An 11,777-nucleotide genomic window follows, 5' to 3' on the forward strand; every position below is an offset into this window, starting at 1 on the left:
CCGCGTAGCTATTGAGTCGAAAGTGATCGTCTTCCTGGAAGTTGATCAGCGTGATCGAGGTCGAGGGTGCGCACCGGTTATCGCCCGCGGAGCGTGAGGTGCTGCGGTTGCGGGTGGTGGCCGCGTTGGAGGCCGGAAAAGTCGAGGGCTACGGGCAGGCCGCAGAGGTGTTCGGGGTCTCCGAACGCTCGGTCGGCACCTGGTGGCGCGCCTACCGACGGGACGACCGCGACGGCCTGGCGACCCGCAAAGGACGCCCCGGCCCCGCCGAACTGATCAGCGCGGAGGATCGGGGCACGCTGTTCGCGGCGATGGCCGACTACACCCCCGAGGAGTTGCTGATCGGCGGCCCGTTGTGGACCCGCCAGGCCGTGGTCCAGCTGATCCGGCTGGTCGTCGGCGTGGACATGACCGAGCAGGGCGTGGGGTTGTGGCTGCGCCGGCACGGGTTCACCCCCCAGCGCCCGGCACGCCGCGCCTACGAACAGCAGCCCGCCGCGGTGCGCACGTGGCTGGACGAGGACTATCCGGAGATCGAGGCACGCGCGAAGGCCGAGGGTGCGGCGATCGCGTGGGTCGATCAGTGCGGACTGCGCTCGGACACCGCGCCGCCAGGCCGGTCCTGGGCGCCGAAGGGCCGCACGCCGATCGTGCGGGTGACCGGGAAACGACGGCGGGTCAACGTCATGTCCGCGGTCGCCTCACGCGGCGCGTTGTGGTTCACCGTGTTCACCGTGCGGTTCACCGCACCGGTGTTCACCGCGTTTCTCGACCGCGTCGCCCGCCAGGCGGACCGGAAGGTCCACGTCATCGCCGACCGGCACCCGGTCCACCGCAGCAAGGCCGTCCGCGCCTGGCTGAAGGACAACGCCGAGCGGATCGAGCTGCACCTGATGCCCGGCTACAGCCCCGAGCTCAACCCGGACGAGCTGCTCAACGCCGACCTCAAACGCAACGTCAACGCCTCACGCGCCCGCAACGTCGACCGCCTCGCGCACGAGACCCGACGCTTCCTGCGCCGCCGCCAGCGCCAGCCACACATCGTCCGCGGCTACTTCGGGGCTCCCCACGTCCGCTACGCCATGATGCAGGCAACCGAACACTTTCGCCTCAATATTTGTACGTGGCCCCTACGATGGCACGAGCGCTGAACAGGTGAGGCGTGACTCGAAGAAGCACACTTTTCGGTGCGCCGGAATCCGCAGAGGCTCCGGTGCGTCATCCTGGGTTACCAACTCGGAGCGAGTCATATCGTGCGCGTCGTGAGGAAGCGCGGCGTCGGTCGGTTGCCGATGACGACGGCTGCTATGACGTGGCGCGGTGACGCATGGTCGGTAGGTGTGTAGGAGCGGGTCCATACGCAGTCGATCAAGGATCGGGTGCCGTGGCGGTGGTCGCTGATGTCGAGGACGAGCAGTTGGCTGAAGGGGATGTTGGAGCCTGAGTACTCGGCCGCCTGTGCGAGGTACTGGTTCAGGTTCTCCTGGCTCGCATCGGTCTCTTCCCGTTTGACCTCGGTGCTGACCACGATCTCGCCGATGCGGATGTGGACGTCGATGCGTCCGGTGCTGACGTCGCTGACTTCGGTGTGCACCCGACCGGCTAGCTCCCATGGCGCCGCCAGCCAGATGTAGAACTCTTGTTGCAGATCGGCCTCGACCGGTCGCTTCTCGCCTGGCTTGATCTTTTTGATGATGTCTTTCATGCCTGGGGCGAGTGGTCCACCGCGATTGTAGCGGTCGAGCAGAAAGGTGAGTGTGCGTTCCAGTACGGCGATGACCGCTGCACGCGCTTCGCCGACGAAATGAGGCTCGTGTTCCAGCCGGTCGATGATGTTCGTGCGCATCGTGGACAGCACGGGGTGCTCGGCGACTGGTGGCGCCGCTGCACGCACAAGGGCATCGACAGCTGCAAGGTCGGTGTCGTCTAGGGTGGAGAGCAGGTTGGCTAGAACGTCGGGATCGAGGCGCAGCAGTGACGGGGCGGTGCGCTGTAGGCGGGCTCCGTCGGGCTCCGCATCGTCCGCTGTGGTGAGTGACCTCCGATGCTGATGGCTTTCCCTGTTGCGGATGGCGCCCAAGAGGGCGTCTGCAGAGGCCGGTAGAACCGGTTGCGGGCGTTTCCGGTCCGCTTCCACTGCTCGTTTCAGCTGGTCGAGTAGTGCGGCGTTTTCCGCTACTGCGTTCTCGATGACCGGTTTGATCACTGTGGACAGACCTGTGACTACCTGGGGCATCCGTGGGCGTTCGGCTTCGTAGACCTTGCCGAGTTCGGCTATAGCGGTCCAGGTGTCCAGCCAGGTGGCCTCGGCGAGGCGGTCGCCGGCGGTACGCAGGTCCAGGACGAGGTTGAGCCAGGCCGTTTCGCTGTCGAGGCGATGTAGACGCCAGTCCGGGAGGTGGGTGTTGAGGTGCCATGCGCGGCGTTGCCGGAGTAGTTGCTCCAGCTCGACGGACGCAGCCTGCACGGCTTCTCGGTCGCGGCGGGCGAAGGCGATGACGGCTCGACATGCCTGCCGGTAGACCGCGGCGTCGTCACGGTCTTCTTCCGAGTTGCCAGCGATGGTGAAGAGTTGCTCGGCAGCTTGGATACCCGTCAGTACGGTAGGTTCGTCGGTGGCGTTCAAGGCTGCTCGCAGAGCGTCGCAGCCGAGTTCGAACGTGGCGTCGGCATCGGCGCCGAGGTCGTCCAGTTCGGTGAGCCGTTGCAGTGTCGTGCGCAGAGGGCGCGTGAGCGCCTCGTCGCCCGCCCAGGTGTCGAGTGCGGCTCCGAGGAGGCGGGGCAGTACCTCCACGTACTCCGAAGGCATCTGCTCGACACCGCGGGTCAGCCGGTCCAGCACGAGGTAGGGGGTCGTAGTACCAGACAGTGCGACGCGCAGCGCTCCCTCCAGCCGGGCGGCAGCGAGGTGAGGGTGGTCGGAGACGAGGGTGTCGAAGTCGCGCAGCATGGCGTCGTGCAGGCCAGGTCCGGCCACGGCGGTCGTGGCCGGGGTCGCCAGAAGGATGTCGATGGTGTCCGCCAGCGCTAGGACGCTGCTCTGCGCTGCTGTACCGGCGGCGAATGAGCGGACTGTGGAGGTCCAGGTTCCGGCAGTGTCGTCGGCCATGGCGGTTGCGAGGACACCGGCGGCCAGTGGCGCGACCGGAGTGCTGGCGAGTTCGGTCAGTTGCCGGGCCACTTGGTCGGACTGGCCGAGTTCGTCCACTGTGGGGATCCGGCCGGTACTGGCCGCCTGAATCAGGCGTTCCTGTGTGCTGGCCAGCGTCACCACAACGCGTCACGTCCCTCCGGTGGCGCGAGGATCGCCTCGTCGGGAAGTCTACCCACCGGTAGGGTCATGTCGGCCGTGGTGGTCAGCATCTGCAACTCCGGAGTCTCGCGGGCGATGCCGATCAGTTCTGCCAAGATCGCGTGTGCGTCCTCCTCCTGCACTTCTTCGGCGCGAAGGCTGTCGAGCATGAGCAGGCCGGGATGTGTTGCGATACCCAGCCGGGCTCCTACACGGAGCAACGCGATCACGGTGGCGATGCGCAGCCTGAGGCGTTCGCCGGGGCTTTGACCGGAGAAACTGTCGGGTTTCGCGCCGCCTTTGCTGATCGCCAGCGCAGCCCTCCGATCGATCTTGACCTGTTGCACCGAGGCGATACCGAAGCGTCTGGCCAAGGCCGCGATCTCGGGCCCAAGTTCGGCGAACAGCCGCACCGAGGCGGCCTTGAGATCGGCTTCCAGGATCTCCGCCAAGGCGCGCAGAACACGTAGTTCGATCGAGTCCTCGGTTGTTCCGGACGAGGCGGTCTCCTCGACGGATGGTTGCAGAATTTCCAGGGCGCCCTCGGCACGGGCAATCTCCCGCTCCAATTCGGCGCGTTTCGTGGCGGTGCCGGCTTGCTGGGCGTCGCGAAGCTCGGCCTCCGCAGCGGCGAGCTGCAAGGTCAATCGTCGGATGACCTCATCGGTGGTCGACAAGGTTTCTCTCGCAGCGTCCTCTGCCCGCTGAGACGCGGCGACGGCGTCGAGGAGTTCGTTGAGGAGTTCTTCATCCTCGTCATCTTGGACGTCGATCGGCGAGGTGCACACCGCGCAATGGTGTCGAGCGGCTTCCGCTGTACGGCGCTCGGCGGTGACCGGTGCTTCACACCGCGGGCAGGCTTGCGGGTCCAAGCCGTGAAACAGCCGCCGTGCCACCGCAGACTCACGCACGTCGTTGAGTCTGCGCCGGTCGGCCTGCCGTGCCGCTCGCGCCTGCCGATGCGCCACATCGGCTGCTCGCCGGTCGGTGCCGGTATCGGCCAGTTGCAGCGACAGCACCGTCACGCGTTCGGCAGCTTCGGTCGCGGAAGGTACGTCCGATTCGGCGAGCAGATCGGTCAGCGACCGCTGCGCCGTCTCGAGCCTCAGCTGCTGTTCGGCTCGCCGCGCCCGATCGAGGTCGGCGGCGGTCTTGACCAGGTCGAGTTGCTTGTTGTGCTCGGCTGAAAGCCGGTCACGGGCCGCTTTGACCCGGGTCAGCAGTGCGGCGCCGGGAAGGTCGAGGAACACCTCCAGCAGCCGTCCCGCCAAGCCGGCGAACGCCGTCTCTCCGATCAGGACCTTCTCGCCACCGGCCGGTGGATACACGGCACCGAAGTAGGCGGGCCACGAGTGGGTCTGCATCACGCCGGTCTTCGAGGCGTAGGCGAGGATGGGTTCCAGGCCGAGCCGGTCAAGCATGAACGCCTGGATTTCGGCCTCGTACTCGGCGTTCGATCGAGCGCGGGCGATGACAACCGCGTTGCCGGGACTGTGGCTGCGGGCTGCGGCCAAGTCCTCGATGCTGTTGGTCTTCACGATGACGGCGTCGGCGATCGCACCGTCGTGCAGGCGCATGCGGACGCCGTGCGGGACATCGTTGACCAGCACGTCGCATTCGACACCCTCCAACCAGGAGATCACGTCATGCTGCAACGCCTTGGGCGTCCCACGCAGGCACCAGGTGATCAACTCCAGCAGGCTGGTCTTGCCTTTGAGGTTCGGTGCGACCGCCATCACCAGCCCACGGGGAATCTGGAGGGTGGTGTCGAAGGAACCGCTTTCGGGGATGTCGCGCTTGTGTCCCCACAGCCGCAGCCTCAACACCCGAAGGCTGCGCGGAGCAGCGGGAATCGGAGAGGCCGGCACACCGTGGGACGCGAAGACCGCCTCCACCGCTGGCGCATCGATCCCCGAACTGGCGGCGACCCGCGTGGCCAAGCGTCTGGTGTCGGCGGAAGGCGTTGCCGTCGTCATCACACCTCCACTGCGGGTTCGGTATCGATCAGCGTGCGGGCGATCCGCTGTCGCACCCTGGCTGCGATCGGACGGATATCCTGATTCCACTTGGTTTCCAGATACTCCTGCTGTTGGTACTGAATGGCCTTCAACTGGCTGCCGCTCAACCCTTTCGTCACCTGGGTCAGCAAGGCGACACGGGTGACGTAGTAACTCAACTCGGGTACGTCAGTGATCAGATCCGTGGTCACTCTACGACCGTGTTGGGTGATGTAGTAGTTGTGCTGTCTGGTGTGGTCGGTACGGCCCTCGCGACGTCGATGCACCAGCCCTGCCGCCGCGAGCACCGACAGAGCCCCGTCCAAGGGCTCGTACGCGCCGAACCGATAGCGCAACATCGGATAGTTGCGTATCTCCGGTTCTTCGGAGTCCATGATCCGCCGGGCTTCGAGGAGCAGGGCGTGATCGCGATGCTCGTCGTGTAGGTCGAGCAGCCAGTTGGCGAAGTAGTCGGGGTTGCGCAGCCAAAAGTCGAGTGCCTGCAAGGCCATCTGCGTCCGAAGCACCGCGACTGCCCCGTGCGGCACATGAGGCGGAGGCGGTTGAGGAAGGTCTTCGGCCGCGCCGTCGACGAGAAGCAACAGGCGCACCGCATCCTGCACGCGACTGGTGGTCGCCGCACGCTCCGTGTAACCCTCCCGGTCTACCGGGCCTCCCGCAGGACTGGACATCCGGTGATTCTGCGACACCCGACCGGGTAGAAACCACATCCGAACGATAATTACGACGAACGAGTGAACGGCTGTAACGCGAGCAGCACTCGAATCGAGCAACCTTGGTTCGACTGTCGGAGGCTGTTCTTCGAGCAATGTCTTCGTGGTAAATGATGTGTCGATCGGCCGGTTCCGGTGCGACGCGCGTCTCAGAGTGGTGGAATGTGCGACCAGTCAACGCTATTGGCGTTTCGGTCAGGCAAGGGCGAGCGTCAACGCGAGTAGGTCGGCAACAGTGCATTGCGAGCCACCGTCATATGCTGCCCGCCGGACCTGACGCAGTCTCACCAACGGTCTCGAAATCGACCGGTCCGCCGTGGACGCCGCCCTCACCCTTCCCTACCACAACGGCCGCACCGAAGGCGTCAACACCCGCGCCAAGAGGATTACGAGGCAGATGCACGGGCACGCCGGATTCGACCTTCTCCGCCACCGCATCCTCCTGCCCTGAAAGATTCTCAGCGTCACCACCGACTACGGGACAGAGCCGCTCGTTCTACAGTCCCGCCACATGACGGCAATTTTCGAATCAGACCCAGGTCGCCTGCGTGTGGTCGGCCCCTTGGACGAGGTTGCCCTGGCAATGGGGCCAGTGGTCAGAATCGCCAGTTGACCTGGATCCGTTCGGCGACCGTTGCTCCGTCGGGGTTGATGACGGCGGACTCCAGCATCACGAGAAAAAGCAGACGGAGGTCGTCCTCGTCCATGTCCGGCACCGTCTCGCCGTCGAGCTGTTCGAGTCGTTCTGCGCCTCCGAGTTCCTCGAACTCGTCTGTGAACTCGCCGAGCGCCGCTTCTGGGTCCTGGCTGATCACCGCGGCGGCGCGTGTGAGGAGTCCGGGGTGGGTGTCGAGGCGTTCGGGTGTCGTGGGTGGCGGCCCCGCCGAGCTGACTGTGTCCACGGTGTCCCAAGCCGGTTGCCACCTCGACGGCGCCGGTCCAGTCGAGGCCGCTGCTGGACCAGCCCGGACCGGCCTCCTCGCAGGTAGTCCGGATCATCGTCGGTGCCGGTTGAGGATGCTGCCGAGTCCATTGAGGACGTCCGCCACTGCCTTCAGGACGGCAGGGCGGTCTTGTGGTCTGGTGTTGCGGACTGCCAACCAGGTCATCAGGCAGGCGCCGGCGATGACAAGGGCCACGGCCGCCGTGGCGCTGGCCGCCAGGACCAGCAGCGGGGCGTCGATTACGGATCCGATGCTCGTCAGATGCATGGAGCACATTCAGCCACAGTCGATTTCGCGTGATCGCCGACAACTTCGCGGGGTTGTAACATGGGGTCGTGCCTCGTTCCATGCCCAGCCCCGCCGATCAGAGGTTGTTGCAGGACGCGAGGGCCGCCGGATACGCGGTGTCACCGACGCAGTTGGAGCGCTGGAGGACGTCCGGACTGGTTCCGCGCAACATCCGCACCGGCCTGGGGCGGGGACGCGGGTCGGTGTCCGTCGTGCCGGAGGACGCGCTGGCGCGGTTGATCGCGGTGGCGAAGTCGGCTCGGCAGGGCCGTGCCCTGCTCCCCGACACCGTCCTCGCCCGGGTCGTTCACGGGATGCCGGTCCCGGACGCGGTTGTGCGCTCGAAGGTCGTGCGGCACCTGCGGCGCCTGGTCCGGGTCTTCGCGTTGGACAGGGTCGGTGACCAGGGGTGGCAAGCGCGCAACGACCGTGCCCGCCGGCACATGCGTGGCGCGGGCGGTCCGCCCGTGCTCGACATGCTGCTGTCCGCTGCGCACGATGACCCGTCATCCGACGACGGTGCCGGGGCGTGGAGACTCGGTGCCGTCCTGGCGCACGTAATGGCGGGTGACGGCGACGGGGTCACCGGCGAGGAACTCGCTCGCGAGATGGCCACCGCTGGTGGGCAGAGGTTGTCGACTGCCGAGGTCGAGCAGTTGGTCGCCGAGGTGCGTGCCGGGGAAACCGCGGGTTCCGACCTGGCCGAGGTCATGGCGCGGTTGATGTCGGTACACCGGCTGATCGAGGCAGCGGAGACGGTGGACATGGGCGTGTTGAAGCGGGCGTTGTCGGCGGTGTGGACGGTACTGATGTCGCACACGGTGCTGAACTTCCAGGCGTTTCACGAGATGGTGCGTCGTGAGGTGGGAGAGACGGAGTTGGACCGCCTGCTGCCGGAGTCCTATCGGCGTCTGCCCGAGGAGTTCGAGAGCCTGCGGCAGCATCCGGCGTGGACCTGGTTCGCGGGTACGCCGCTCTACCGGTCGCGATCGGCGTTCTCGACGACGGTCGCCTGGCTGTCGATGCTGCTCACACTCACCCGCGACGAGCTGATGTTGCGGGCGGTCGAGGACTACCGCGATCGGCTGGACACGGTCATGGGCCTGTAGGCGAAGGCCACGCCCACCCCTGCCGAGCAGTGTCGGTGTAAATGCCGGTCTTGTCGCGAAGGCCACCCCTGTAGCCGGTCCGCCGACCGGCTACAGCGACGCAGTCAAGAGCGCGACAGCGATGTGCCGGCCCGTGCGCCGCGCAGGGCCTAGAACCGGCTCTGACCTGCTGTTTCCATCCGGCGGTGCTGGAGATCCTGTCCCGTTGCGGCGACCCGACCGGCATCCGCGCCGCCCGCCAGCGCAAGCTCACCGCGATCGCCACCGCCCATGCGCCGAGGATGGGCGAGAAACTCGTGACCGCGATCCTAACGGCGTTGGACGAGCAGAGTGTCGTCGTCCCGGGCACCACGGCCGCCGACACAGTGCTGCCCCGCCTTGCCGACAGCCTGAAAACGGTTCTCCTGCAACGCAAACAGGTCGCCGCCGAGGTCGAGGGGATACTCGATGCGCACCCTCTTTGCCGGGGTCCTGATCTCGATGCCCGGCATCGGGTCAGGACCGCAGCCCGCATCCTGTTGGAGATCGGGGACGAAACTCAGTCCTGAGGTGATCTCGTGCTACCCCGAGGCTGACCTCCCATCCGTCCCTGTCTCGTGAGCGCTAAGGTAGGCGCGTCCCGCCACGATATATGCGTGAATTTGCTTCGCCGACGTGGTGATGGATCCCTCTCCGCGGCGGCGCACGATACTGATGAATGCACCTTCGGTCTTGTCGCCCGCAATTGCGCCATGCACGAGAAAAGGTTGTAGATCTGGCGGTTGCCTCGGCACCGCAATGATCAACACGCCTTGATTGTTGCCTAGGTCTACTCGCTCGACCGTCAGGCCCTCGATCGGTGGTACGACCCGGTCGTCAATGACGTCGTGGTAGCGGCCGACGTCGAGTTTGTCCAGTGGCACAGGCCGTACTCGGGCGAGTTTGGCTGGTCGGCCTCCTTTGGTCTCCTCGAATCCCACCACCAGCAGGGCGTCGGAGGATCCGTTGGCGAAGCGCGCCACGTCCTGCGCCAACTCGATTTTCTGTCTGGTTCCCGCGTCCCCTTCTGTTGCGATGCCGTACGCGCGGCTCTTCACTTCGAGCCAATCACTCTCAGGGAGTCCGAGGAGCAGGTGAGGAAGTCCGGAACGCAGCAGGTTCTGCGCCGTCCGGGCATTAAGCGGACCGTCCTTCAGCGCCTCCAGCATGGCCTGCACGTCGCGACCAGCCGCCAGCAAGACACGCACGGTCGTCGGGCCATCGTGTCGTATCAAGACCCGTATCTCGTGCGGATTTCGTCTCCGCCCCTCGCGAATCTCAGCTTCGAAGTTCCCGAACTCCTCGTCGAGTTCAGCGTAGCCGGCAAGGTCGCTATCTGGGGCGGTGCCGCCGACGAGATACTCGACCTTGTCGACGATGCAGCCGTGGGCTGCGGCAGCAGGTTTCAGGAGGTCCTGAAGTGCCGAGGACGTCCATTCCGGCTCACGTCGTACTATGACTTCCGCGCAAGCCTTGACATCGGTCGAATCAACGAGCAGATGTACTGTGTCGCGAGGCGACGATTCCGGATGGAAATTCTCGCCATCGTCCAGAGCGATCGCCAACGGCTCCGGTGAATCCGGCAACTGGCCGCAGCACCGTCGTTCGTCGAGCATCGCCTCACGAAGGCTGTCAACATCCGCGTCGCCGACAGCGGACTCGGATCCCACAAAGATGCTGTGCTTCGGTTGGACGATCCACCCGCGATCAACGACGTACAGCTGCCAATGAGCGTCGTAGTCATTCGGAGCGTCCTGGTCGATGCTCACGTCCTCGTCGATCCTGAGCAGAACGCGGGCACCGCCCGACAGCGTCCTAGCCTGTGTCCTGTCGGCACTCATCGGACAAACCTCACTGCTGTCCGCTCCCTACCTGTTTCTGTTCGACCGAGTGGTACTGGTCGAGCAGATCTTCCATGCCGGTGAACCCGGCGTCCAGCGCGAGCTCGACCAGCCAGTCGTCGACCTGCTGGTGACGGTCGGCGGGATCTCGAAGATCGAGTGCGAGTTGGGCGAGCAGGTTGGCGCCTTGGGAGGCGCCAACGTCGTGAATGTAGCCGAGACCTCGGTCTACGTCGGCGACGGCGTCCGCGGCCGGGGCGTCGGCAAGTCGTTGCTGCACAGGCAGGCCACCGGCGTTGATGAGGCTGGCCCTGCGGACGTTGCAGACCGCGGTCCCCGCTCCGGCACCTCGAGGCCTCCTGCCCTGGGCCGGCCTTGGCGCCAAACCTGACGGCGGTGCGGGTCGTCGCACTACAGCAAGTCTCGGGCCAGGTTACGTCGGCCGCGGCTTCGGCGTGTCGCCGTTCGCTCGTTCAACGGCCGCGTACCGGTCGTACGAGTCCATCGGCTGATCGCGCGAGATGCCGGTATCTTCCTCGACTCGACCAGACGCCAGGTTGAGCCGGATGAAGGTGGACCTACTGATCGTCTTCGGGTACTCACACTCGAACCACAGCTCGACGAGGAGGTCATCGCCTTCGCGGGAGCGAAGGTACCAGGTCGACTGCTCGGTGACGTGTGTTTCGCCCGGCACCAGGTTCCACAGCACAGCACCTGGTTCAAGGATCGACGGCCAGTACTTGACCGGCGCGAGGTCTCGCCCGACCAACTGCGTCCGGGTGCTGCAGCCGCGAACGGCCTTGTCGCCAATGTTCTGCAGGTATAGCTGGAGCTGGACCACGAACTTGTCCTGGTCATCCGGGGCGTAGGCACCGGACAGCTTGGTGAGGGTCTGGTAGACCTTCGTGACCTGCTTCTGCTCGTCTGCCAAGCGGGCGGCGAGCTGCTGCTGCTCGCGTGATACGTCGATGGTGCGGCTGATCAAGATGACGTTGGCGATCACGGTGGCGATACCTGTAAAGGCGACAACGATCTGGATCACCAGACCCATGCGGGCATGCGGGGCAGGAGGCGTGCTCAAGCGGAATCCCTTCGGGGTTGAGCCAGCAATCTCCCTATCAATCAGCGTCTGCCGCGCGTTACAAAGTAGAACGTTCGCTCGATGGGACGATGTCTTGGACGGCGGCACAGCCGACCACAGCCTCACTTTGGTGAAGAACGATCATCGGCATGCAGAGGGGCACATCTACAGCGATGTCACTCGGCTGCTGACGTCGCAGCTGCCCGACCTGTTGGCGGACTTGACCGGTGCCCAGCGGCACTCAATTGCCGACGAGTTGGTCCTGGATGCGGATGCCCGCCGTCCGCCCCGCCACCGAGGAATCCTGAATGCCCCGCCCGTTGTCCCACCGGCTGGTGGCCGAATACCTCGGCAGCCTGCTCCTCGCCGCCCTCGTGATCGGCTCCGGCATCGCCGCCCAACGCCTCTCCCCCGGCGACGTCGGCCTGCAACTGCTGGAGAACGCCGCCGCGACCGCCGTCGGCCTCTACGCC

The 11,777-nt window shown here is 65.7% G+C and carries 10 protein-coding genes and 2 pseudogenes; 4 read left to right on the plus strand and 8 right to left on the minus strand.

From position 1 onward, the window contains the following. Positions 1 to 50 precede the first annotated feature (50 nt). The gene (locus OQ02_RS24765) at positions 51 to 1,151 is read left to right on the plus strand and encodes an IS630 family transposase (protein ID WP_197043479.1); all 1,101 of its coding nucleotides are present in this window, start codon (positions 51 to 53) and stop codon (positions 1,149 to 1,151) included. A 95-nt stretch (positions 1,152 to 1,246) separates the two neighbouring features. Here the strand turns inward: OQ02_RS24765 and OQ02_RS41290 are convergent, their stop codons facing one another. From OQ02_RS41290 to OQ02_RS24780, 3 genes are read right to left on the minus strand one after another with little or no spacing between them, the layout of a single operon-like run. Continuing rightward, positions 1,247 to 3,274: a hypothetical protein gene (locus OQ02_RS41290; protein WP_051772765.1), complete on the minus strand. Its 2,028-nt coding sequence runs from the start codon at positions 3,272 to 3,274 to the stop codon at positions 1,247 to 1,249. After that, positions 3,268 to 5,268 carry a hypothetical protein gene (locus OQ02_RS24775; RefSeq protein ID WP_156077293.1) on the minus strand — a complete coding sequence of 667 codons (2,001 nt, stop codon included), beginning with the start codon at positions 5,266 to 5,268 and terminating at the stop codon, positions 3,268 to 3,270. Before OQ02_RS24775 ends, OQ02_RS41290 begins: the two co-directional genes overlap by 7 nt. Then, the gene (locus tag OQ02_RS24780; protein ID WP_051772766.1) at positions 5,268 to 5,981 is read right to left on the minus strand and encodes a hypothetical protein; all 714 of its coding nucleotides are present in this window, start codon (positions 5,979 to 5,981) and stop codon (positions 5,268 to 5,270) included. Before OQ02_RS24780 ends, OQ02_RS24775 begins: the two co-directional genes overlap by 1 nt. A 322-nt stretch (positions 5,982 to 6,303) precedes the next feature. Between OQ02_RS24780 and OQ02_RS44085 the strand changes: the two are divergent. Beyond that, a pseudogene (locus OQ02_RS44085) lies at positions 6,304 to 6,474 on the plus strand (ISL3 family transposase); the annotation flags it as partial. Between the two features lie 145 nt (positions 6,475 to 6,619). On the opposite strand, the gene OQ02_RS24790 reads toward OQ02_RS44085, so the two are convergent. Continuing rightward, a complete protein-coding gene (locus OQ02_RS24790; protein WP_156077294.1) occupies positions 6,620 to 6,925 on the minus strand; it encodes a hypothetical protein in 306 nt (101 codons plus the stop codon). A gap of 93 nt (positions 6,926 to 7,018) precedes the next feature. Further along, on the minus strand, positions 7,019 to 7,234 hold the full coding sequence (locus OQ02_RS24795) for a hypothetical protein (protein ID WP_156077295.1): 216 nt from the start codon (positions 7,232 to 7,234) through the stop codon (positions 7,019 to 7,021). A 68-nt stretch (positions 7,235 to 7,302) separates the two neighbouring features. On the opposite strand from OQ02_RS24795, the gene OQ02_RS24800 reads away from it, so the two are divergent. Together OQ02_RS24800 and OQ02_RS40240 are read left to right on the plus strand one after the other, a co-directional pair. Next, positions 7,303 to 8,364 carry a hypothetical protein gene (locus OQ02_RS24800; protein ID WP_156077296.1) on the plus strand — a complete coding sequence of 354 codons (1,062 nt, stop codon included), beginning with the start codon at positions 7,303 to 7,305 and terminating at the stop codon, positions 8,362 to 8,364. A 176-nt stretch (positions 8,365 to 8,540) separates the two neighbouring features. Continuing rightward, a pseudogene (locus tag OQ02_RS40240) lies at positions 8,541 to 8,897 on the plus strand (IS110 family transposase); the annotation flags it as partial. A gap of 27 nt (positions 8,898 to 8,924) precedes the next feature. Here OQ02_RS40240 and OQ02_RS44090 read toward each other — a convergent pair. The 3 genes from OQ02_RS44090 to OQ02_RS24820 all read right to left on the minus strand — a co-directional run bounded on the left by OQ02_RS44090 (position 8,925) and on the right by OQ02_RS24820 (position 11,274). Beyond that, positions 8,925 to 10,223 (minus strand): hypothetical protein, encoded by a 1,299-nt coding sequence (locus OQ02_RS44090; RefSeq protein WP_156077297.1) that lies wholly within the window; start codon positions 10,221 to 10,223, stop codon positions 8,925 to 8,927. A 10-nt stretch (positions 10,224 to 10,233) separates the two neighbouring features. Continuing rightward, positions 10,234 to 10,503, minus strand: a complete 270-nt coding sequence (locus OQ02_RS47240; protein ID WP_156077298.1) for a hypothetical protein — start codon at positions 10,501 to 10,503, stop codon at positions 10,234 to 10,236. Positions 10,504 to 10,656: 153 nt separating this feature from the next. Continuing rightward, positions 10,657 to 11,274 (minus strand): hypothetical protein, encoded by a 618-nt coding sequence (locus tag OQ02_RS24820; protein WP_033440923.1) that lies wholly within the window; start codon positions 11,272 to 11,274, stop codon positions 10,657 to 10,659. Between the last annotated feature and the right edge of the window lie 503 nt (positions 11,275 to 11,777).

Source organism: Saccharothrix sp. NRRL B-16314 (assembly GCF_000716595.1).
Classification (GTDB): Bacteria; Actinomycetota; Actinomycetes; order Mycobacteriales; family Pseudonocardiaceae; genus Actinosynnema.